Raw genomic sequence first — 23,703 nt, 5'->3', positions numbered from 1 at the left:
GGCTCAGGCGTGGGCCGGCGTCAGGTGGAGCACAGCGAGGACCTCTTCGACGTGGTTCTCGGGGTTCACCTTGGGAAAGATGTGCACCAGGCGCTGGCCGGAGCCAGTATCGGGGCTGATGATGAAGGTGGTCCGTTCCACACCTTTTACCAGCTTGCCGTACATGCTCTTGGGCCGGAGGAGATCGTAGCGATTGATGAGAGTCATGTCGGGATCGGCCAGCAGGTTGTAGGGAAGGTTGTACTTACGGTGGAAGTTTTTCTGGGCCTTGACATCGTCGCGTGAGATGCCGAGGACGACGACTCCGGCCTGCTGGAGCTTCTGAAAGGCGTCCCGGAAGCCGCAGGCTTCGATCGTACAACCGGAGGTATTGGCGCGGGGGTAGAAGAAGAGAACAACAGGCTTATCGGAAAAATCGGTAAGATTGACGGTCTCTCCATCCTGGTTCTGGAGCGTGAAGTTTTCGACTTTATCGTTGATCTGCATGCAATCCTCTGGCGAATTTAAATGGATAGCTTATAGTCTTTCTGCTGCGTGCTCATGACGCGATTAGTAGCGCATCGATGGCCTTTTCAAGCGACGCCGAATCCTCGACGTGGGAAGCGTACTGGCTGCGGTCGATCTGGCGCATCAGACCGGTGAGCACCTTGCCCGGGCCGACCTCGATGAAGCGTGTGACACCCTGAGCGATCAGAAGCTGGATACACTCCACCCAGCGGACCGGAGCGGTGACCTGACGGACCAGGCAGTCGCGGGCCTCTGCGCGGCGTGTGATGAGCCGTGCATCGACATTACAGGCGATAGGAAACTGAGGGTCGTTGAAGACGAGCGCTTCGAGGTCGATGGCGAGCGCCTTCTGCGCCGGTTCCATCAGGGCGCAATGGAAGGGAGCGCTGACCGAGAGCATCACGGCGCGCTTGGCTCCAGCCTGCTTGCAGAGGTCGGCGACGCGATGGACGGCGTCTGTTGCGCCCGATATCACAGTTTGGCCGGGAGAGTTCAGGTTAGCCGGGGAGACAACGGCGCTGTTAGGCGAGAAGGCGTGCGCCTGCGGGCCGGTGATATTTGTAGTCGGCAGGGGCGTAAGGTCGTCAGAGACCTGGGCGCAGATGTCGTTGATCAGGTCGGCAGAGAGGCCAAGGATGGCGGCCATGGCTCCGACGCCTTCGGGAACGGCCTGCTGCATGTAGCGGCCGCGGTTGCGGACGGTGCGGACGGCGTCGGCGAAGGATAGGGTTCCGGCGGCTACGTGAGCGGAATATTCGCCGAGCGAGTGTCCAGCAGCAAAGCCAGGGACGATACCCTTTTCGGCGAGGATGCGGGCGGCGGCGACAGAGACGGTGAGAATCGCAGGCTGGGTATGCTCGGTGAGCTTGAGTTGCTCTTCCGGCCCCTCGAAGATGAGTTTGGAGAGAGAGAATCCGAGGGCTTCATCGGCTTCGTCGAAGGTGGCGCGGGCCGTGGGGAAGTTTTCGTAGAGGTCTCTGCCCATGCCGACAGATTGCGAGCCCTGGCCAGGAAAGAGAAATGCAAATTTAGTCATCGCCATTAATGGTAAATCAGGAGACTGTCAAAGAGTGCAGCCAAAGGAAAACGTCAATAAAATCGGACTGGAGCTGTTCCCTCAGTGCTGAAAGTGCTGCAAATGCTTCCACTGAAACCATTTGCGGTGGATTCGAGAGTAGAACCCGTTCAATTTTTCAGATCCTGGGTCATTCCAAGGAGGCTGCTATGCCGGGTGATGGACGCAATATTCTCATGGTTCATGCAGAATTCCCGGCCTGCCGCGACGTGAAAGCGAAAGAACTCCTGAGATGTAAGCTGTCCCGGCAACATCCAGTCGTGCGGCTCGAAGATGATGAGGGGAAACTGATTGAAGATAGAAGTATCGCCGCAGAATAATGTCTTTTCAGCTCCTTCAATATCTATTTTGAGTAAAAAGGGGACATATTGAGACTGCGGCTTGGAGGCCAGAAGCGTATCCAGGGAAACCATGTCGATCTGGATACCGTTCTGATCAGTATTTGTGCGGTAACCCATCTCTCCGCCCGTGGTCTGAAGGTAGGCCACGCCGTCCTGCGGGCCTATCCCGGCCTTTCGAAGATCAACGTCCAAACCGGCGCAATTTTTGTCCAGCAGGGCGAAATTATCGGGCGCAGGTTCAATGGCAACGATGTGAGCAGCGGGATACCGACTAGCGAACCATGTGACGCTGGCACCGATGTTTGCTCCGCAGTCAATGATGAGAGGCTTTTGGCCGGCGTCAAGAATGTCCCGATAAATGCGTTCGATGAGCTTACCGTGGACGCCGGTGGGCATATCGTACTGGAGCTGCTCGAAGCATTGTTTAATGGCAAGCGCGTCGCTAGCGCTCCAGCGTCTGTGCACGATTGAGAATTGTCGGTCGCGATAAGCGACTTTGGAGATCTTGAGGTCGTTGGGAATGCCAGGATGCGCCATGCGCCGCACGAGGTGGAGAATTGGACGGACTGCCTTGAAGCCTGCACGGCCAGCACGAGTCGAGCTTACGAGATCAATCACATCAGCCATTGTCGATAGCCTTCCGTTTACCCCATCGCTCAATCAGTCAACACAGAGTGGACGGATTATACGATCTTGCATTGGATTGAGGAAGAAAATCTAAATGAGGGTAGAAATGCAGATCTGCTGAGCCACGATCGATCAGAGAGGCAGGTATTGGCGGGAGGTCGACAAATGATGGAAACGGATTTGGCTAAATGCCGAGGCCGAAGTCTACATTCTCTTCATCGCCGGCGTGGGCGTAGAAGTCGTAGGGAGTGCGATGGTTGAACTTGTAGCGCAGGCGAAGCTCGCGGCCTACAAAGAGGCCCAGAGCCACAGCGCCGAGACCGGCGGAGATCCAGCCGATGGTCCTGAAGAGGGTTGATTCCTGATCTTCCTGGGGCAGGTCTTCGACCGTGGAGTCGTGATGACCCTCGGAAAAGTTGCCGAAGCTGCGGGAGTGCGAACAGAACTTCATATTGTGGATGATATCGCAGGTTTGCGAAGGATGGGAGAGGGCTGTTGATGGAGTGGATGTAGTTAGTTACATTACTTCAACATGCTGGAAGCCGAGGCCGTAGAGCAGCGTGGTGACAGTGGCGCGGGCGTTCTTGCGGGCGGCGTCGAGGATGCCATCGCTGAGGGCATCTTTCTGGAGCTGGTCCTGGGCGCGGGCACGAGTTTCAGACTCGAGATTCTGATCGGCTGACGTCAGCAGGCCGGTGGAGCGGGCGTAGACGCGGGTGCGCTGGTTGTCGATGGTGGTGACGAAGAGTTCGGAGGCGGGAAGAGTGACGTGGATGGACCGGCCGTCGATGCGGACGTCCTCGGGATGCAGCTTGGAGAGATCGATCCCGGCAATGGACTCTCCGTGCACGATCATCAGAAGACGATCGCCACCGAGCAGATCGGGCAGGACGGCGCTGGATTTCGAGCCTTCGATGACAGTATCGAGCGAGTAGACGACGGTTTCGAGACGGTTGAGGCGCTGGATCTTCTGAACGACGGCAGGGACGGAGGTGTCGAAGGTGACGGAGGCACGGCCGGTGACGGCTGTGGCGATACGAGCGAGTACCCCGGAGTTGGCGTGGCGGAGGAACAAGACCACCGCCAAGGCACCGAGGAGCAGTGCAAGAATAAAGGCGAGGAAGGGACCGGTGGAACTCCGTCGTGGCTCGTAGGGGGTCATCATAGGGAATTGGATGCTCGCATCCATCATGCCACGGCAACGCGAAAGCGTGGTGGAAATTGGTATGGTGATACGAGCATGGATTGGCCAAAGAGCGGTATGAAGGGAAAGATTGCATCGAGAGCCGCCTATTTTTGCGGCGCTATCGCAGTTTGCGGTGTTCTCGCGGGAAATTTCGCCGCTGGTCAGACCAGTCGCGTGCAAGCGAAGCGGCCAACCGTTTCTGCTCTGATGCTCAGCGATATCCACTTCGATCCGTTTCACGATCCGGCCAAGGTGAGGCGATTGGCGGACGCTCCGGTGAGCGTGTGGGAAGCGATTCTTGCAGAACCGGCCTCGGGAGATCAGTCCAGCGCATTTGCGGCGGTGCAGCATCAGTGCGGCGCGCGGGGTGTCGATACTCCCTTTCCGTTGTTGCGGTCCAGTTTGAATGCAGCGAAACGCACGGCGCCAGACGCGAAATTTATTATGGTCAGCGGCGATTTGATCGCGCACGGTTTTGGTTGCAGATATGCGGCCGTGATTCCGGGAAGGTCGCAGAACGAATATGCGGCGTTTGCTGCAAAGACGATCGAGTTTGTGACGACCGAGTTGCGCGGAACATTTCCTGGCGTGCCGGTATATGTTGCATTGGGTAATAACGACTCAGGTTGCGGAGACTACCGGCTCGATGGCGGCGGTGCTTTTCTCGCAGCGGCAGCCAGGAGTGTGGTGGCGGGTTTGCCAAAATCGACGGATCAGAAAGAGATGCTGGCCGACTTTACGGCTGGAGGCAACTACAGCGTCATGATGGCCGCGCCGATGCAGAATACGCGGCTGATTGTGCTGGATGATGTTTTCCTATCGCCCAAGTATGCGACCTGCGGCGGCGGACACGACGATGAGGCGGCAGCAACTCAGATCGCGTGGCTGCAGAAGGAGCTTTCCGATGCGAGACGCTATCAACAGCGGGTGTGGGTGATGGGACACATTCCACCAGGCGTGGATATCTATTCGACCTTCGCGAAGATGCGCAATGTCTGCGCGAACGATAAGCCGGAGATGTTTCTCGCGTCAGGGAAATTAGAAGACGTGTTGGTCGAAAATGCAGACCTGGTGCGGCTGGGCATCTTTGCGCACACTCACATGGACGAGTTGCGCCTGCTGGGGCCAGAAGGCAATGCGAGGGGCGGAGAGGTGGCGATCAAGGTCGTTGCGTCGATCTCTCCTGTGAATGGAAATAGTCCTTCATTTACAGTGGCGCGGATCGATCCTGCCGCGGCGACGTTGACGGATTACAGTGTCTTCTCCTCTTCGAATGGGACCGGGATCGATACTTCATGGTCGAAGGAGTACGGCTACGGGCAGACTTATCATCAGGCCGCCTTCACCCCGGCAGCGCTGGAGAAGTTGATTGAAGAGTTTCGCGCCGATCCGAATGCGAAGATGGACGTGAGTCGTGCTTATATCAATGATTTTTTTGTGGGCGACAGATCGTCTTTGATCAAGCCGCTGTGGCCGCAATACGTATGCGCATTACGGCACTCTACGAGCAAAGGGTTTCGTGATTGCATCTGCAGTGCGAGTCAATAGGCAGGCTGGAGACAGAGACCGAATCGTCCAGCCCTGCCGAATTTATTGACCTTTTATGGCTACTGCTGATTCATTTGCACTCGATTGGGTCAGTCGGTTCTTATAGCTGGCCGCAACGAAATCGCGGAAGAGCGGGTGCGGCTCCAAGGGCTTCGATTTGAATTCGGGGTGGAACTGGCAGCCGAGGAAGAAGGGATGGCTCGGGATCTCCACGATCTCGACGTAAGTGGCGTCGGGCGTTGTTCCGGTGAGGCGGAGGCCTGCGCCAGTGAGGACGGCTTCGTACTCTCGGTTGAATTCGTAACGGTGGCGGTGGCGCTCTGAGATTTCGGTAGCGCCGTAGGCCTGCGCGGCGAGCGAGCCCGGTTCCATCACGCAGTCCCAGGCTCCGAGGCGCATGGTGCCGCCCATCTCTTCGACGCCGGTAAGCTCGCGGAGTTTATAGATAATGCGGTGCGGCGTCGCGGGGTCGAACTCGCCGGAGTTCGCTTCCTTGAGGCCGCAGACGTTGCGGGCGTATTCGATGCATGCGGTCTGCATGCCGAGGCAGATGCCGAAGTACGGCGTTCCTGTCTCGCGGGCGTAGCGGATCGCGTTCAACATGCCTTCGATGCCGCGCTTGCCAAAGCCTCCGGGGACGAGGATGCCATCGAAGCCCTCAAGCTGCGAGGAGTAATCGTCGGCTTCAAGACCTTCGGCTTCGATCCAGGTGACGCGGAGCTTGAGGTTATGGGCGAGGGCGCCGTGGACGAGGGCTTCCTTGAGAGACTTGTAACTGTCTTCGTACTCGACATACTTGCCTACGATGCCGATGGAGACTTCGTCCTTGGGGTTGTAAGCGCGGTGGACGATGTCCTGCCATTTTGAGAGGTCTGGTGCCTTGGCGTCGATGCGGAGATATTTGAGCGCAAGAGCGTCTACGCCTTCGGCGGCGAAGGTCAGCGGAACCTCATAGATGCTGGCGACGTCGCGCGCGGCGATGACGGCCTGCTCTTCGACGTTGCAGAAGAGGGCGATCTTGCTGCGCATCTCGCGAGGGACGGGGCGGTCGGAGCGGCAGAGGAGGATATCGGGCTGAATTCCGATGGAGAGCATCTCCTTAACGGAGTGCTGCGTTGGCTTGGTCTTGAGTTCCTGCGCGGCGGCGATCCAAGGGATAAGCGTGACATGGACGAAGACGGTGTTGTCCCGGCCGAGGTCCTGGCGCATTTGACGAATGGCTTCGAGGAAGGGAAGAGATTCGATGTCGCCTACGGTGCCACCGATTTCGACGATGGTGACTTCGGTCTCGGCGGCCACCTTTCGCATGGCGTTTTTGATCTCGTTGGTGACGTGAGGGATTACCTGGACGGTCTTGCCGAGATAGTCGCCGCGCCGCTCCTTGGTGATGATCTGCTCGTAGATGCGCCCGGTGGTGAGGTTATTGTCGCGCGTGAGTTTGGCGTGGGTAAAACGCTCGTAGTGGCCGAGGTCGAGGTCGGTCTCCGCGCCGTCGTCGGTGACGAAGACCTCCCCATGCTGGAAGGGCGACATGGTGCCGGGGTCGACATTGAGATAGGGATCGAACTTCATGAGGTTGACCTTGATGCCGCGGGCCTCAAGGAGGCAGCCGATGGAGGCTGCGGCGAGACCTTTACCAAGGCTGGACACAACTCCGCCGGTAACAAAGATGTACTTTGCTGACATTAATGCGACCTCTTCAATTGTTCGTGATGGGCGTGCTCGGTGTGCACAATCAAGTATCGCAGGGTTGGGGGCGTGGAGGCAACCCGGATGGTCTTTCGATGATTATTTGCAGTCGTACTACCAAAAATGGAAGCGGGACATACACTGGAAAGCACTGTCGAAGGATGAGACTTGTAAAACGCTGGAGCGGAACGATGAAGTCTGGTGGCTTGCTGCTGGGAATGTCGATTTTGTTGTGGGTGGCTGGGAATTCTGGAGTAGCTCAGGTCAGTGTGCTAACCCAACACAATGACCGGGAGCGTACGGGCGCGAATCTGCATGAGACCGTGCTGACTCACGAGAATGTCAACGTGAAGCAGTTCGGGATGCTGTTCAAGCGGGTGGTTGATGATCAGGTATATGGGCAGCCACTTTATGTCTCGCATGTGAAAGTGGGCGGAGGCTTTCACGATGTCGTCTATGTAACGACGGTCAATAACAGCGTGTATGCGTTCGATGCCAATGAGGCGAGCGCTTCGAGGCCGCTATGGCATGTCAATTTCGGTATGCCGGCGAACCTGCATGATGCGAATTTCGGCTGCCTGGATATCAATGGAAACATGGGGATCGTCGGAACTCCCGTCATCGATCAACAAAGCGGCACGTTGTATGTAGTGGCTCTGACGCGGGCGGGGAGTGGTTTTATTCAACGGCTTCACGCTCTGGATATTGCGACCGGCGCAGATATGCCCGAGAGTCCTGTGACGATTACGGCACACGATTTTGATCCATTGATGGAGAATCAGCGTCCAGCGCTGCTGCTTTCGCGTGGCACGGTATATGTCGGCTATGCGTCGCACTGCGATAAGGAGCCGTATCACGGGTTTCTGATGGGCTACGACGCGAAGTCGCTGCGTCAGACTGCCGTATTGAATACTTCGCCGACAGGTTCAGAGGCGAGCATCTGGCAGTCGGGACAGGCTCCGGCGGTGGATGCAGAAGGCAATATCTATGTAGTTACAGGAAACGGTTCGTGGGACGGCAAGGTGAATTTTAGCGAAAGCTTTCTCAAATTAAATCCAGAACTGAAAGTTCTGGACTGGTTCACTCCAACCAATCACTTTGATCTCGATGCGAAGGACCTTGACATCAACTCATCTGGAGCAACGCTGATTCCGGGAACAAAACTCGTGCTCGGTGGTGGCAAGGAGGGCGTTCTGTATGTTCTCGACCAACAGCACCTGGGGCATTTGGGCGATGAGAATGCATTGCAACATTTTCAGGCGAGCGGATCGCATCTGCACAGCTTTGTGTACTGGAAGAGCGATAAGAAAGGTTCACTACTCTATGTCTGGGGACAGAGGGACCGGGCGCGCGTCTACGGACTGAAGGGCGACAGGCTCAGCGAGACGCCTGTGATGATGCGGCCAGAGGTGAATGAGGGGCATCCGGGGGCGATGCTGTCGTTATCGGCGAACGGCGGCAAAGAGGGGATTTTGTGGGCGGCGATTCATGCAACCGGGGATTCGTGGCACGAGTCGAGACCGGGAATTCTTCATGCCTACGATGCGGACAATATCGAACATGAATTGTGGAACTCCCTCGAAGACCCAGGACGCGACGATTGCAGCAATTATTCGAAGATGGCTCCCCCGACCATAGCGAATGGCAAGGTGTACCTTGCCAGCTTTGGCACGGAGAATGTTGGGACTGGACAGTTTTGTGTGTATGGGTTGTTGCCGGATGGGCCAGTTCCTTCAACTCCTGAGGGGCTTCGAGCCGATGTGCAGGATGGCGTGGTCTCGCTCTCGTGGGTTGCGGTGCCTGGAGCGAGAACTTATAACGTCAAAAGTCAGGATGGCAGCAATGGGACACCGCGGCTGCTCGCCAGTGGACTTGTCTCAACAGCATTTGCGGGGATTACGCCGTATGCTGGAACGTCTGAGTATGTAGTTACGGCAGTGAACTCAAACGGAGAGAGCATTGCGTCGAAGCCGGTGATTGTCGATCTGCAACGCGCCGCGGCCGTCGAGCGAATGCATCCGGGGATGCATTGAGATGCGGGAGAAGCTTAGGATGAGAACGGCTACCGGGATTAATTTGCAGGTGTGGGCGCTGCGACGGATGGAGGCGCTGGGCAGGCAGCTTAGACGTACACCGTCTACTGCGGAGCATCTGGCTACCGGTCTGCGTGGAGAGCGAGAGGCGCTCTTTCATCTGCGAACGCTGGGTTATACCGTCGTTGCACGCCGCTGGAAAAATGCAAAGCTGCGTGGCGATGTCGATCTGATTGGTTGGGATGACGAGTGGCTTTGCTTTATCGAAGTTAAAACGCGGACAGGAAGAGATCCGATGGCGCCAGCGGAGTCTGCCGTGAACGCCGATAAGCAGGAGATGCTGCGAAAGATGGCTCGAGCTTATCTGCGCGCATTCCCCGAGAAGAAGCGGCGGGAGGTGCCGGTGCGTTTCGATATCGTGTCGGTATATCTGCAGCCTGCCCGAGTCGAGTTCGATGTATATAAAGGAGCATTCGGGTGGCAGTGACTTATGCGTGAAGGGCTGGGCTGAAGGGCGATTCCCGCAACATCCATTTTATGGGCGGCGGTGTCTAATATAGAGGTGGGTACCGAGGTGAAGAGACGATGACGCTGCTGAATGCTCCGCAATACAACGCCAGTCGTGAGACGCGAAACCGTAATCTCCTCATAGGTGGCGGGGTCCTGGTTGCGCTGTTGGTGGTGCTTTACGTTGGCGGTTATCTGCTAGGGCATGGATGGTTCTTCTCAAATCTGCCTGTCGAGCATAAGATCGACACCTTCATGACGGACCTGCAGAAGAAGGATTACAAGACGGCTTATGGTATCTGGATGAACGATCCCAAATGGGAGCAGCATCCACAGAACTACGACTACAAACTGCAACGGTTCACTGAGGACTGGACGACGGCAAGTGACTGGGGTCCGATTACATCGCACCATGTGGATATATCGAAGCGGGACGGTTCGGGCATCATCATTGCGGTTACCGTGAACCACAGTGCCAAGAAGTTGTTTCTTTGGTACGAACGTTCGAATGGAACGCTGACATATTCGCCGCGAGAGCTGCAATATTAGCAAGTCTCCGGGGGCGCGGCGTGCAAGGCAAAACCGTGACCGTGTAAAGTTCTCCTGTAGGGTTTTTGAACGAGATCCGAGGAGAAGAATCAAGTGCAGAAACGGTTTAGACGGTCAGTATTGCCTTGCATGGTTGCGGGACTCTTAGGATTGTTCAACGTGCTTCCTGCCGCAGCAAACTCTGCACCTCCCTCTCCCGTAGTGCTCTCTTCCGGCTGGCAGTTGCAGGATGCGGCCAAAGTTTCTCAATCCGGAGATGCCGTCTCGCAGCAGGGATTTGCTCCTCAAGGCTGGTACTCAGCTACGGTGCCGGGTACGGTGCTTACCAGTCTCGTTAACGACGGCGTCTACCCCGAGCCTCTCTATGGGGAGAACAACCGTCCCGATAAGATTCCTGAAAGTCTGAGCCGCACCCCTTACTGGTACCGCACCGTCTTTACTGTTCCCAAGTCCTACTCTCATCGTCAGGCGTGGTTGAACTTCGACGGTATTAATTACGCCGCGGAGATATGGGTGAATGGCAAACAGATCGGCACGACGAAGGGCGCATTCATTCGCGGCACTTTTGACATTACCTCGATCATCACGCCGGGCAAGCAAGCGGTGCTGGCCGTGCTGGTCAGCCCGCAGCCGCATCCAGGTGTGCCCCATGAGCACACGATTCGCAATGGCATGGGACTGAACGGCGGCATTACTGCGATTGACGGTCCGACATTTCTCTCCACCATCGGCTGGGACTGGATTCCGGCGATTCGCGATCGGGACACTGGCATTTGGAGGAAGGTGTATCTCTCTGCGACAGGACCGGTTGTAGTAAAAAATCCGCTGGTCGAGACCGATCTGCCGCTGCCAAAGCTGGACTCGGCGGATGTCTCAATCAAGACAACGGTTGAGAATATAAGCGACAAGCCCCAGAAAGGCGTGCTGAAAGGAAGCTTCGGAGAAGTTACTTTCCGGAAGGAGGTTGAACTTGCGCCTCACAGCTCAACGTTGGTTGCGCTTGATTCCAAAAATACTCCGGCACTGCACATCAATAATCCAAAGCTGTGGTGGCCAAACGGCTACGGTCCACAGAATCTCTACAACCTCCATCTCACCTTTGAGATCAAGAAGAACGTCTCCGACAGCCAAGACCTTAGCTTTGGCATTCGCAAGATTACCTACTCCGTTCCCGACGCCGAGAACCTCACAGTATCTGTCAATGGTGTTCGCATCTTTATTCGCGGCGGCGACTGGGGGCTGGACGAGGCGATGAAGCGCATTCCGCGCGAACGTCTCGAAGCCGAGATTCGAATGCATAAGCTGGCGAACCTCAATCTGATCCGCAACTGGGTTGGGCAGAGCACGAACGAGGACTTCTACGAGCTTTGCGACAAGTACGGAATACTTCTTTGGGATGAGTTTTTCCAGCCCAATCCCAGCGACGGTCCCAACCCGACTGATCTGCCTACTTACATGGCGAACGTTCGCGATAAGATTCTCCGCTTCCGCAATCATCCGTCCATTGCGATCTGGTGTGCGCGCAACGAGGGCTATCCGCCCAAGGAGATTGACGACGCACTGCGTCCGATGATGGCTGAACTCGATCCCGCACGGCTCTATCAGCCGAGTTCCACCGCCGGCCACGGCGTCAACTCCGGCGGCCCATACCATTGGCGCACGCCTCGCGAATTTTACGTCTTCAGTCATGCATTCAAGACTGAGATCGGCAGCGTCTCCGTGCCGACCCTCGAGTCGATTCACGGAATGATGCCGCAGAAGGATTGGGAGATCATCAACGATGATTGGGCCGAGCATGACTTTGCCCGCGGAGCGTCCGGTGGCGACACCTATCGTGACGTCATCGAAGCTCGTTATGGCAAGTTGGCCAACCTAGCCGACTTTGTTCGCAAGGCGCAGCTTGCAAACTATGAGGCCTTTCGCGCAATGTACGAGGGCCGCAACGCCAAGCTCTTCAACCCCAGCACGGCGGTCATCACGTGGATGAGCAATCCCGCGCAGCCGAGCTTTGTCTGGCAGCTCTATCATCATGATCTTGAGCCCAACTCGTCGCTCTTCGCGGTGGAGAAGGCGGGTGAGTTGCAGCACATTCAACTGAACGAGAGCAATGACGACATTCAGGTCATCAATAATCTACCCACTGCGTTGACCAATGCCACGGCGCATCTCTCCATCTACAATCTCGACGGCTCTATCCCCTACCAGCATGACTTCGCGGTCACGGCTGCTCCCAGTGTCGCTACGAGTCTGGGCGTGGTGGCGTGGCCAACAAATCTGTCGCCGGTTTACTTCGTCAAACTGGACCTGCACGATGCGTCAGGCAAACTGCTCTCGAGCAACTTCTACTGGCGTGCGCTGCCTGCGCATCAGGACGATCTGACGGCGCTCAATCAGCTATCCACCATCACGCTCGATGCCAAGGTCGAGCGGCATGATGCGGACGGCAAATGCCTGCTGTCTGTCACGCTGCACAATTCGGGCGCTCAGGTTGCGCTCATGACGCATCTGCAACTGCGGCGTCAGCAATCCGGCGAGCGCGTGCTGCCGGTCTACTACAGCGACAACTATGTTTCGCTTGTGCCCAACGAGACGAAGACCATCTCGATTGAAGCAAGCGCTGCCGACCTTAAGGGTGACGTGCCGCTGGTCGTCGTGGATGGATGGAACATTGCAGTTACTCCTTCATCGTCGCCTGCGGCTGCGATCGCACTGAACGTCGATGCGCAGGTCAATCATTGGCCGGTGACCGGGTTGCCGATGTACGTTCCGCCGCCGTTGGCGTCGCCAGCTTCGGATAAGACGAACTAAAGTGGAGTCATGGTGCAGGTAGTGGAATCCGTCAACGGCAGAGAAGTCTATGCGAAGATAACGCTGCGACTTATCCCTTATCTTTTTCTGCTGTATATCGTGGCATATCTCGACCGTGTCAACGTCGGGTTTGCCGCGATGGACATGCAGCGGGAGTTGCACTACAGCAATACTGTCTATGGGACTGGCGCGGGAATTTTCTTTATAGGCTCGGCGCTTTTTGACCTGCCGAGCAACCTGATGCTGGCGCGTGTCGGCGCGAAGGTCTGGATTGCCCGCATCATGATCTCGTGGGGCGTCATCTCTACCTGCATGATGTTTGTACGGTCGCCGGAGTCGTTTTATATACTTCGTTTTCTGCTTGGAGTGTGCGAGGCCGGGTTTTTCCCGGGGATGATCTTTTACCTCACCTACTGGTACCCGTCGCATGAACGTGCACGCGCTGTTGCCAAGTTCATGACCGCGACATCGCTCGCAGGTGTAGTCGGCGGCCCACTTTCGAGTGCGCTGTTGCGCCTCGATGGGTTCAAAGGACTGGCAGGCTGGCAGTGGCTCTTTCTGTCGGAAGGTATCCCGACGATTTTGCTGGGCATCTCTGTGCTTTTTCTGCTCAAAAACAGGCCGGAAGAAGTCCACTGGCTCAAGCCGGAGGAGAAGACGTGGCTTGCGGACGAGTTGCAGCGCGACCGCATCCGCTACGGCGCGGCGGAGCACCACGCGCTACGCGACGCTATCCGGTTGCCGATGTTATGGCTTCTTGCCGGGGCCTACTTCGTCAGCCAGGTTGGCGTGTATATCGTAAATCTATGGATGCCGCTGATCCTCAACAGCTTTTCCGGCGGCGCGCATACGGCCAGCGTCATTGCGCGATACGCTACGGTGCCGTATCTAGCGGCGGCCATCTTTACCGTGATTGTAGGGTGGAACTCCGACCGGACCAATGAGCGACGCTGGCACATCGCGGGTTGTCTGCTGCTGGCGGCAAGCGGCTTTGCCTGGACAGCGGTGGCACATAATATCGTGGTCGCCATTATCGCCATGACCCTGGCTGCGATGGGGCTGTGGAGCATGATGGGCCCGTTCTGGACGTTGACCACCAGCGTCGTCGGCGACGCGGCAGCAGCGGCAGCGGTTGCCATTCTCACCACGATTGGCGGTGTTGGAGCGTTTCTTGGGCCTTATTCCATAGGCAGAATTCGTGATCTCACCCACAGCTTTGAAGGTGGTCTCTACGCCATGAGTGGACTGGCTGTCTGCGCCGCATTGTTGGCTTTGGCGGCAAAAGCAGGGAAGCAAACGCCCCAGCCTGACTGAATCTCCCAGAGGGTCTTATGACAATCACGACTGCAACATTGCGAGAGATGGCGCGGAGTATCTTTATCCAATCGCTGACAGATTGCAGTGTGGAAGAGGCTTTTGCGCGGCTGGTTCGCGTCAGTGACAGTGGCCGTCGAGTCTTGATTGGGGGCAGCGAAGCAATCGATCTGGAGCATTTGAAGCACCTTCGCATCGTCGCCGTGGGTAAGGCGTCGGCAACGATGCTTGGTGCCCTCTTGAATTGCTTGAAGGGATTGCCTCACGATGTGGCAGGTATCCTGATTGCCGGGGCGCAACCTGCAAATCTGCCGCCGGGCTTTCAATTCTTCGCGGGCGGACATCCATTGCCCAATGAGGCCTCCCAAGCAGGGGCACGGGCTGCGCTGGAGATGCTGCACGGCTTGCGTGAGGGACGAAGCGATGCTGCCGCCACATTGTGCCTGTTTCTGATCAGTGGGGGCGGCTCCGCGATGATGGAACTTCCTCTTGACCCTTCCATCACGTTGGCGGAGATGAGGAGCTTCTATCAGGAACTGGTGCATAGTGGGGCTTCCATCGCAGAGATCAACTGCATCCGCAAACATTTTTCCGCGGTGAAGGGCGGTCGTCTTGCCGTGGCCGCGGCTGGCGTGGCAACACTCTCGTTGCTGGTCTCGGACGTTGCGCCGGATCATCTCGATGCTCTAGCCTCGGGGCCGACGCTTCCCGACACATCAACAGTGGATCAGTGTCGAGAGATCGTAGCGCGGTATGGGTTGCAGGATCAGTTCCCAGCGGCCGTCCGTCGATTTTTTGATCGCCTTGATCTCCCTGAAACTCCAAAACCGGGGAGCTTTGCGGGGAAGGCGATCACCCTGCTGAGTTCCGACCAACTGGCGGCAGCGGCGCGGGTTCGGGCCGAAGGACTTGGGTTTCATGCGGTGATCGACAATACCTGTGATGATTGGGACTACCAGGCGGCGGCGGAGTATCTGGTGGGCCGATTGCGCAGCTTGAGAAGCATCCACCCCCGGATCTGCCTGATCTCGGCGGGAGAGGTGACGGTAAAGCTGCCCAGTACGTTGAGTAAGCGGGGGCTGACTGGCGTAGGCGGACGGAACCAGCACTTCAGTCTGTATGCGGCGACCTTGCTTGATCCTTCAGATGCCTCGACAGTGATTCTATCGGCTGGCTCTGATGGTATCGATGGCAACAGCCAGGCGGCTGGAGCAGTGGTGGATGAAGGAACGCTTGAAACGGATGCTCAGTACGGAGATGCGGCGGCCCAGAAATACTTGCGGGAGTTCGACTCTCACAGCATTCTGGCTCCGCTGGGCTCAACGATTGTGACCGGGCCTACAGGGAATAATCTCCGCGACCTGCGCATTCTTCTGGCCGCGAACTGAGGTTACCCAGTGTTGAAAAGGTGAATGGTGGGCCCGGAGGGATTTGAACCCCCAACCAAGGGATTATGAGTCCCCTGCTCTAACCGTTGAGCTACAGGCCCCGACTAACAGAAGGTGGAACCGCAACCGATCGCTGAGTATCGCATGCGTACCACTACAAAAGTGTATCCGATGTTTCGAACTGGGGATGTGCGCCAGGAGACGAGCAATTTCAGGAGATCAGCAGACAGCGGCTTATGATGCCTCTGTCTTTCAGGTCGTTACCTCTTGTTTACATCCGCAGGATTCGCGAATCATCAGAGTGACGGGAAGAACCGTTCTGGCGCTGGAGGTTGAGGGCATGCTCTTGATTTTTTGCAGCAGGAGGCGAGTAGAGGTGCGCCCAAGTTCAACAGCAGGTTGCCGTATCGTGGTCACCGGAGGGTTCAGCAAGGTGTAGAAGTCAACGTCGTCAAAGCCAATCAAGGCGACGTCTCTTGGAACTTTAATTTTCAGCGATCTGAGTGTTTTGATGACGCAGATCGTAGAGGAATTGTTTGCGGTAAATAACGCGTCGGGGCGATCGGGGGAAGCGAACAGCTTCGACAAGACTTCTTGAGCGTTCTGGTCCGATAAGACCACTTTCCTGCGGGAAAGATTTGCATGCCTCAAGCACTCTTCGTAACCTGCAATACGTTGCTTCACCGGTTGCAGGTGAGAGTTCATGACCACGCAGGCGATCTTCTTATAGCCGTGGCCGATGAGATGTTCGACTGCGATTCGTGCTCCCGCTCGGTTTTCCACCTCAACAGAGTCTGTCAGGACACCGTCAATGGGGCGATCGATCGTGACAAGTGGCGTCGATCCTGAGACTACGGCTTTCAGATATTTGCTCTGGCTGTTCGCCGGAACGAGCAGAATTCCATCCACTGGATGGTGCGTCATCTCTTCGATTTGCGCTTCTTCAATGGACGGATCGCCATTGGAGGCAGCTAACCACGCAATGTATCCTGCCTCACGGGCGGCTTCCTGAACGGCGTGGCTAACAATGGAAAAAAACGAATCAGCCAGGTCGGGAACGATGAGGCCGATGGTTTTTGAGAGTTGACCGGTCAAGACGCGAGCGGCATGATTTGGTCGATATCCCAATTGACGAACGGCAGCGAGAACTCTCTTCGCTGTTTCCGTTGCAACATAGGGGTGGCCGTTGATTGTGCGGGAGACCGTCATGGGACCAACACCGGCGGCCCGGGCGACATCCTCCAGAGTGGCTTTCTTTTTTGGTAGTGACTTGCGCACGCGCACCTTTTGACCGTTTTTTATGAGAGAGTTAACACATTACTCACAATACTCAGTTTCAATATAGATCAGACATACGATTTTTCTGTTGACAGATAAAATTAGAGGGCGTAAATCTGATCCTTCATCGTGATAGCGCAACCAGCCCGACACAAGAGTTTAAAGATGCGCGTGTATCTCTTTATTGCTCTTTTCTGCGGGTATTTCATTACCCCTTGACTTTCCCATTCCGCTTTATTACAAATCGCTGTACGTCTTATTAGGTTAGCGATAACGTAACCTCAACACCACTCGTCGTTTGTTTTATTTATGGAGGCTGTTTTGAACAGCAAAAAATCAATCTCTCGCTTCGTGTTGTCACTCATCGTCGCGTGCTTCTTCAGCATTGGCGTCTCGGCCATTGCGCAATCAGATTCTTCTTCTCTGTCGGGCACTATCACGGACGCATCCGGGGCCGTGGTCCCCAACGCAAAAGTGGTCGTTCACAACGACGCCACGCAGGGAGAACAGCAGACCACCAGCGGCGATAAGGGCAGCTTTACTATCCCAAACCTCACATCGGGTGACTACAGTATCCGTGTCGAGGCGCCCGGATTTCAAAGTACGACGCTTGACAACGTGCATGTCGATCCCAGTATCGGCCGTCGTGTCGACATCTCCATGAAGGTGGGCAATACCAGCACGGAAGTCACCGTTGAAGCCGGCGCCAACGCCATTCAGACTGAGAGTGCCTCGGTAGGCCAACTCGTCACCCAGGAGCAGGTCAAGAGCATCCAGCTCAACGGCCGCAACCCGCTCTACCTTTCCCAGCTCGAGCCGGGAGTCGTTCGCCGACAATCCATGGCAGCCTTTGGTTTTGGCCTCGACAACAACATCAACGTTAATGGCGCCCGCAACCAGGAGAGCGTGATCACCTTCGACGGTGCGCCGATGGTCCGCACCCGCGCGAACGGCACCAGCGTTGGCGTTGCCGATGTGGACTCAACTTCGCAGGAGCAGATTCTTACCACGAGCTATCCTGCCGAGTACGGCCGGACCTCCGGCGGTCAAATCCGGATCGTACCCAAGAGCGGCACGAGCGAGTTTCATGGCAGTGCTTTCGAGTATTTCCGCAATACCGCGCTCAACGCCAACACCTGGAGCCGTAACTTCTCCGGTCTCAAGCGCCAAGCGTTCCGCTACAACCAATTCGGATGGAATCTCAACGGACCACTCTACATTCCCGGCCACTTCAACAAGGACCGTAAGAAGCTCTTCTTCCTGGTCGGTCAGGAATACACTCGCTACAACCATGATGATCTGGCGACACAGAAGGTGCCTACGAATCTCATGCGAACAGGCAACTTCAGCGAGTTACTGGGACCCAACATCTTTTACAGCAAGCCGGTGCAGATCGTTAACCCGAACACCGGAGTTGCGTATGCCAATGACGTCATCCCCCAGTCGGATCTGAGCCCTAATGGTCTAGGTTTGCTCAATGCCTATCCGACGGCCAATACCAACGCGCCCGGCTACAACTGGCTTGACTCAGCTCTCTATACTGAGGCGCAACGCAAGGACTCGGTTGTGATCGACTATGTCCCTGCGGATGCGCATCACTTCCGCTTGAGCATACTCAACTACAACTACAACGATTACGAGCCGCATTACGGTAATTTCAATCGCACTCCCCGCATCTTCACCCGGCCAAATCAGGTTGGTGTCTTCCACTACACCTGGACGATTAATGCCACGACCGTGAATGACCTGATCGTGTCTGGCGCCGCCGACCATGTAAACATCGGCATCGACACATCGAAGGGGCTCTACGACCGCACCAAGTACGGAATCAACTACCCCTTCCTCTACAATGGTGCCGTCAAGGTACTCCCCAACAAGATTCCGACCATCAACATCGCAAACTTCGGCACACTCGATGGCGGTCCCTATCCTTCGCGCTCGGGTGGAATCGTCTATGACCTTGCAGACAACCTCACCAAGTTGATTGGAAATCACACCCTTAAATTCGGTGGCCTCTGGGAGTACTCCGGCGAAAACAACTTCGACCAGATCAACGTAAGCAGCACGATCCCGGGTTCTACCAACAACCAGAACGGACTCTTCACCTTCACCGATACGCGTGGTGGCATCTCACAGACGTCAAAGGCTGCAGTCGCAAACGCCGCCCTTGGCCTCTTCGATACTTACGGAGAGATCGGCCAGCGTTCTTACACGCTCTTCCGCAGCAACATGTTTTCCGGTTTTGCTCAGGACGACTGGCGGGTCACACCGAAACTGCTGCTTGAGTACGGTATCCGGTACACCATCAACACCCCTTACTATGCGATCTGGGGCAACCAGTCCTTCTTCAATCCTGTCTACTACAATCCAGCGAATGCCCCCACCGTAGATCCGAATACCGGCTTTACAACGGGAGGCACGGCTCTTAATGGCGTCGTCATCCCGGGCAACGGTTTTCCGAGTGTAGCCAAGGGGCATGTGCCGGACGCTATCCTCGCCAATGGCTATTCCGCCAACTTCCACAACCTTCCCCGCGGCTACAACCCGACTGTGTATACGGACATTCAGCCGCGTGTTGGCTTCGCCTACCAGATCAGCCCGAATGCTGTCATTCGCGGTGGCGGCGGTCGTTACGTTCAGCGGCTCGGTATCAGCGATAACGTGCAGGTCGGTGGAAATGCACCATTCCAACCGTCCTCCACCGTTACTGACGGCAGCGTTGACAATCCTGGCGGCATCGGAACGAACAATACTCCGCTTTCGTTCACCTCGCATTCGTACAACTACCCCAGCCCCAATTCCTACGGATGGAACCTGACTTTCGAGCAGGAGTTCCACGACGTCGGGACCTTTACCCTTGCCTACGTTGGACGCCGCGGTATTCACCTCGAACAGCTAGGCAACATCAACCAACTCCAACCTGGTACCGTTCAAGCCAATCCGACCGTCAAATCCCCCGATGCTCTTCGTCCTTACAAGGGCTATTCGACGATCATCGAGTCAGAGAATGCGGGCGCATCCATCTACCACTCGATGCAGGCCAATTTCAAGCGGCGTCTGGTCAAGGGGCTGCTCTTTGGAGTGGCTTACACCTGGTCCAAGAGCATGGACTTCGGTTCCTCGAACGGCACGAGCTTGCCCAACGTATACGACAAGAGCATCTTCTATGGTCCCAGCGACTTTGATACTCGCAATGTGCTGGTCATCAACTACGTCTGGAACATTCCTTACGCCACCCATGCCACCAATCGCCTGGTACGGAGTTCGCTCGGCAACTGGCAGTTCTCCGGGACTATTCAGGGACAGTCGGGGCAGCCGCTTAGTGTCTCGCAGGGTAACGACTATGCGGGTGTCGGGCCAGGCTCGGGCAACCAGCTCTGGGCACATAGCCGCAGCCCTAAACTCTTCCATCAGTTCGCCGGAGGCCAGAACACTAACCAGTGGTTCGAACCCGGTGTTTACTCTCACGCAGCAGCCGGCACCTTCGCTCCACGCGGCTCTCGTAACAATGTCTATGGCCCAGGCTTTCAGAGCTTCAGTGCAGCTCTGGAAAAGGGAATGCATGTTATCCCCAACCACGAAAATCACGAGTTGATCTTCCGCGCCGAGGCCTTCAACTATCTTAACCATCCCAACCTGGACAACCCGGACACGAACCCGACAAGCAGCACCTTCGGTCGTGTCAACGCAAAGGGCAACACTTATGCCTCCGAGCGTCAGCTCCAGTTCAGTCTCCGTTACGCCTTCTAAGCAAAGTTACTAACATCAAAGCCCCGCACATGTTCGCCATGTGCGGGGCTTTGATCGTGAGGTAACGTCAGTTTGCACCGACGGAACGGATCACTATATCTCCATGAAGTTAAGGATCACGGGTTTCATCGGTTGGGTCGTTCTAAGGATCATTTGATGTGAGCTGGATTTGTGGCGGCGAATTTCACCCTTTTCCTGAATAAGACCTGATTCGATGATCGGGAAGGTGCCCGGCTGCCCGCTTTTGAGCAAATCGCTAAAAAGTCCGGTAAGCTGTAGGGAGAGATTTGTAGATTGGCGATTGAGTGTTTTTAGTTTCCTATGAGCAAAGACGAGAATCTGGCATCCGTGACAGCGGCACATACGAATTGTTCTTCTAAAATGACCGGTCGCTGGCCGATTAGTCTCCTGATTTTCAGCCTTCTCTTCGCGGGCGTTGGAGTGCGTCATGGTAACGGCCAGCAACAGGGTCTGTATACGGACCAGGGTCAAACTCCTGAGCTGCTTCCGCAGGCTTACCCGCCCACTGTTCCGGCAGGAACGTCCTATTCTGGCGCGACTTCGCCGGGCACATTACAAAATAGTAACGATCTGACGAACCCGTCGACAGGCATATCCACTGGCACGCAAAACCTGACCCAGGCACAGCGGCTTCAACAGGAAGCACTCAGGAACCAGCAGCGGATTTTGGGATTGCGACGAAAGCCCGGTCCCACAGAGTTTCAGCAAATGGTGGCTGCCACGACCGGACGGACGTTGCCTATCTTTGGTGCTTCAACCTTTGCCAATGCTCTCCCTTCCACATTTGCTCCCGTCGGAGATATAGCGGTTACGCCAGATTATGTTATCGGGCCCGGAGATCAATTGCGCTTGCAGATTTGGGGCCAGGTCAATCTGCGCGAGACGTTTACCGTAGATCGAACGGGAGCAATTTCATTGCCCGGAGCTGGAACGATTCATGTTGCCGGCTTACGTTTTGACCAGCTGACGGATTTTCTGCGTTCTCAATTGGCCAGGGTCTACCGCAACTTTGACCTGAATGTGAACATGGGGCAACTGCGATCAATCCAGGTATTTGTGGTGGGTGAGGCCCAAATGCCTGGCAGCTATACGATCAGTTCGTTGAGCACTTTGCTGAATGCCCTTTTCCTTTCCGGAGGACCGAAGCCACAGGGAAGCCTGCGTGATATTCAAGTGAAACGCGGGGGAAAAACAATTGTTCATTTCGATCTGTACGACATGTTGCTGCATGGCGATAAGAGCAATGATGTGCAATTGTCATCCGGAGATGTAATCTTCATTCCCCCCGCGGGCAAGCAGATTGCGGTGGTTGGTAGTGTTAATAATCCTGCGATCTATGAACTTCGGGATGAGACAACGATCGAGCAGGTTCTTAAGTTAGCTGGCGGTCGAACAAACATCGCCGTGAACTCGCAGGCCCGCGTAGAGCGCATCTATGACCATGTTGTACGCAGCATTCTGGAAGTCAATTTATCGGAATCCAGCCCGTTTAAAATACAGGATGGGGACATTGTTACTATCAATGCAATTGTCGACCGGTTCAAAGATGCTGTGACCTTGCGAGGGAATGTTGCGAATCCAGGGCGATATGTCTGGCACCCTGGGATGAGGGTAAGCGACCTGATCCCGAACAAGGATGCACTTATTACGCGGAGTTTCTGGCAAAGAAAAAACGATCTCGGGCAAATGACGGTCAACTATGAGCCCGAGCCCGTGCGAGATGCTCAAGGTGTGCTGCAGCCGAGAAGTGTCTATAGCCCCTATAGTTCGACGTTGCAAAATCGCTCGCCGCAACAACTGAATAGTATGGGGACGCAATCGAATTCAATTGCTGATCAGGGTGAGGTCAACCAATATGGTGCTGATCAAAACCAGTATGTTGTTCAGGACCAATATGGTGTTGTTCAGGATCAATACGGCAACTATCAGGACCAATACGGCGGCGAAGCTCCGAACCAAATGCCTCCTGCTCCCGGACAATCATCTTCATCGACTCCGAACCAAACTAATCCTGCGCAAAGGGGAACGCCCAATACGAGTGCAGGAGGGAATTCAGTCGGCGAGGCTTTGACGGGAGGAGTTGGCCGGTTTCCTGTAAAGACGAACGTAGTTTTGAGTGCTCCCGATATTGATTGGAGCTACGCGGTGATCGAACGGCAGAACGCCACAACATTGAAAACATCCCTGCTGCCATTCAACTTGGGCAAAGTGATTCTGGATGGCGATCAATCCCAGAATCTGGAACTGCAGCCCGGTGATGTAGTGACCATTTTTTCGACTGCGGATATTCGAGTGCCCACGTCTGAGCAGACCAGGTTTGTACGTCTGGAGGGTGAGTTTGTGGGTGCCGGGGTCTATAGTGTGAGGCCCGGAGAAACCCTGAGACAGTTGCTGCGGCGGGCGGGAGGCTTTACTCCGGATGCTTATCTGTATGCGTCGGAGTTTACGCGAGAATCGACGCGACGGGTGCAGCAGCAGCGTTTGAATGAGTATGCCGACCAGTTGGAAGTACAGGCCGCTACGGCGTCCGCGGCAGGTAACGCGACGGCGCTCAATGCGCAGGATGCAGCCGCGGCCACCGCAGCGGCTTCAAGTGCGCAGACATCTATTGCTCAATTAAGGCGGGCACAGCCGAATGGAAGGATCGTGCTTCAGCTGAAGCCAGATAGTCGCGGAGCGGATAGCGTTCCAGATTTGGCGCTGGAGGACGGCGATCGGTTCGTTGTGCCCAAGGTTCCAGCAACTGTCAGCGTCGAAGGTGAAGTTTACAGCGCAAATGCCTTCCTCTTCAAGCGGGGAGAGCGCACGATCGACTACCTTCGAGAAGCAGGCGGCCCTGATCGTCAGGCGGATATGAAGCACGCGTTTGTGCTGCGTGCTGACGGATCGGTCTACAGCCAGCAATATGGGAACATCAAGAAAGCTACGATCTTTCCTGGCGATACTATCGTAATTCCACCGCAGCTTCAGAGGATGTCGATCATGCGGAATCTGATTGATATCGGGACGATCGTCAGTCAATTTGGGATCGGTATCGCAGCAATTAATTTGTTGAAGTAGTGAATGGCGAGTCAATGATACT

The 23,703-nt window shown here is 55.8% G+C and carries 17 protein-coding genes and 1 tRNA gene; 9 read left to right on the top strand and 9 right to left on the bottom strand.

Annotated features, from left to right (window positions below; all coding sequences use genetic code 11):
* Positions 1 to 3 precede the first annotated feature (3 nt).
* The 5 genes from P4G45_RS14865 to P4G45_RS14845 all read right to left on the bottom strand — a co-directional run bounded on the left by P4G45_RS14865 (position 4) and on the right by P4G45_RS14845 (position 3,715).
* Positions 4 to 486, bottom strand: coding sequence for a peroxiredoxin (locus tag P4G45_RS14865; protein ID WP_348267261.1), 483 nt, complete (start codon positions 484 to 486; stop codon positions 4 to 6).
* A gap of 52 nt (positions 487 to 538) precedes the next feature.
* Positions 539 to 1,543, bottom strand: a complete 1,005-nt coding sequence (gene fabD, locus P4G45_RS14860) for an ACP S-malonyltransferase (protein WP_348267260.1) — start codon at positions 1,541 to 1,543, stop codon at positions 539 to 541.
* Positions 1,544 to 1,692: 149 nt separating this feature from the next.
* Entirely contained in the window at positions 1,693 to 2,460 is a 768-nt protein-coding gene (locus P4G45_RS14855) for an FkbM family methyltransferase (RefSeq protein WP_348267259.1), read from the bottom strand.
* 274 nt (positions 2,461 to 2,734) lie between these two features.
* Positions 2,735 to 3,001 carry a hypothetical protein gene (locus P4G45_RS14850; protein WP_348267258.1) on the bottom strand — a complete coding sequence of 89 codons (267 nt, stop codon included), beginning with the start codon at positions 2,999 to 3,001 and terminating at the stop codon, positions 2,735 to 2,737.
* Positions 3,002 to 3,067: 66 nt separating this feature from the next.
* Complete coding sequence (locus tag P4G45_RS14845) at positions 3,068 to 3,715, bottom strand: DUF4230 domain-containing protein (protein WP_348267257.1); 648 nt, start codon at positions 3,713 to 3,715, stop codon at positions 3,068 to 3,070.
* A gap of 96 nt (positions 3,716 to 3,811) precedes the next feature.
* Here P4G45_RS14845 and P4G45_RS14840 point away from each other — a divergent pair, with 96 nt between their 5' ends.
* The gene (locus tag P4G45_RS14840) at positions 3,812 to 5,284 is read left to right on the top strand and encodes a metallophosphoesterase (RefSeq protein WP_348267256.1); all 1,473 of its coding nucleotides are present in this window, start codon (positions 3,812 to 3,814) and stop codon (positions 5,282 to 5,284) included.
* A 42-nt stretch (positions 5,285 to 5,326) separates the two neighbouring features.
* Here the strand turns inward: P4G45_RS14840 and P4G45_RS14835 are convergent, their stop codons facing one another.
* Positions 5,327 to 6,970 carry a CTP synthase gene (locus P4G45_RS14835; RefSeq protein WP_348267255.1) on the bottom strand — a complete coding sequence of 548 codons (1,644 nt, stop codon included), beginning with the start codon at positions 6,968 to 6,970 and terminating at the stop codon, positions 5,327 to 5,329.
* Positions 6,971 to 7,134: 164 nt separating this feature from the next.
* Between P4G45_RS14835 and P4G45_RS14830 the strand changes: the two genes are divergently transcribed.
* The 6 genes from P4G45_RS14830 (at position 7,135) to P4G45_RS14805 (ending at position 15,572) form a co-directional block, all read left to right on the top strand.
* Positions 7,135 to 9,006, top strand: a complete 1,872-nt coding sequence (locus P4G45_RS14830) for a hypothetical protein (RefSeq protein WP_348267254.1) — start codon at positions 7,135 to 7,137, stop codon at positions 9,004 to 9,006.
* Positions 9,007 to 9,025: 19 nt separating this feature from the next.
* Positions 9,026 to 9,493, top strand: coding sequence for a YraN family protein (locus tag P4G45_RS14825; RefSeq protein WP_348267253.1), 468 nt, complete (start codon positions 9,026 to 9,028; stop codon positions 9,491 to 9,493).
* Positions 9,494 to 9,591: 98 nt separating this feature from the next.
* Positions 9,592 to 10,062: a hypothetical protein gene (locus tag P4G45_RS14820; RefSeq protein ID WP_348267252.1), complete on the top strand. Its 471-nt coding sequence runs from the start codon at positions 9,592 to 9,594 to the stop codon at positions 10,060 to 10,062.
* Positions 10,063 to 10,191: 129 nt separating this feature from the next.
* Positions 10,192 to 12,870, top strand: coding sequence for a sugar-binding domain-containing protein (locus P4G45_RS14815; protein ID WP_348267251.1), 2,679 nt, complete (start codon positions 10,192 to 10,194; stop codon positions 12,868 to 12,870).
* A gap of 9 nt (positions 12,871 to 12,879) precedes the next feature.
* Entirely contained in the window at positions 12,880 to 14,184 is a 1,305-nt protein-coding gene (locus P4G45_RS14810; RefSeq protein WP_348267250.1) for an MFS transporter, read from the top strand.
* Positions 14,185 to 14,201: 17 nt separating this feature from the next.
* On the top strand, positions 14,202 to 15,572 hold the full coding sequence (locus P4G45_RS14805; RefSeq protein ID WP_348267249.1) for a DUF4147 domain-containing protein: 1,371 nt from the start codon (positions 14,202 to 14,204) through the stop codon (positions 15,570 to 15,572).
* 25 nt (positions 15,573 to 15,597) lie between these two features.
* Here P4G45_RS14805 and P4G45_RS14800 read toward each other — a convergent pair.
* A tRNA-Ile gene (locus P4G45_RS14800) sits at positions 15,598 to 15,673 on the bottom strand.
* A gap of 151 nt (positions 15,674 to 15,824) precedes the next feature.
* Positions 15,825 to 16,856: a LacI family DNA-binding transcriptional regulator gene (locus P4G45_RS14795; RefSeq protein WP_348267248.1), complete on the bottom strand. Its 1,032-nt coding sequence runs from the start codon at positions 16,854 to 16,856 to the stop codon at positions 15,825 to 15,827.
* Positions 16,857 to 17,171: 315 nt separating this feature from the next.
* Here P4G45_RS14795 and P4G45_RS14790 point away from each other — a divergent pair, with 315 nt between their 5' ends.
* A complete protein-coding gene (locus tag P4G45_RS14790; RefSeq protein ID WP_348267247.1) occupies positions 17,172 to 20,600 on the top strand; it encodes a carboxypeptidase-like regulatory domain-containing protein in 3,429 nt (1,142 codons plus the stop codon).
* A 93-nt stretch (positions 20,601 to 20,693) separates the two neighbouring features.
* On the opposite strand, the gene P4G45_RS14785 is transcribed toward P4G45_RS14790, so the two are convergent.
* Positions 20,694 to 21,050: a hypothetical protein gene (locus P4G45_RS14785; protein WP_348267246.1), complete on the bottom strand. Its 357-nt coding sequence runs from the start codon at positions 21,048 to 21,050 to the stop codon at positions 20,694 to 20,696.
* Here P4G45_RS14785 and P4G45_RS14780 point away from each other — a divergent pair.
* Positions 21,042 to 23,681, top strand: a complete 2,640-nt coding sequence (locus P4G45_RS14780; RefSeq protein ID WP_348267245.1) for an SLBB domain-containing protein — start codon at positions 21,042 to 21,044, stop codon at positions 23,679 to 23,681. The genes P4G45_RS14785 and P4G45_RS14780 overlap by 9 nt on opposite strands.
* The last annotated feature ends 22 nt before the right edge of the window (positions 23,682 to 23,703 follow it).

The organism is Edaphobacter paludis (assembly GCF_039993895.1).
Lineage (GTDB): Bacteria > Acidobacteriota > Terriglobia > Terriglobales > Acidobacteriaceae > Edaphobacter > Edaphobacter paludis.
Note: the sequence above shows the minus strand (reverse complement) of the source record. Positions and strands in the feature narration are given on the sequence as shown.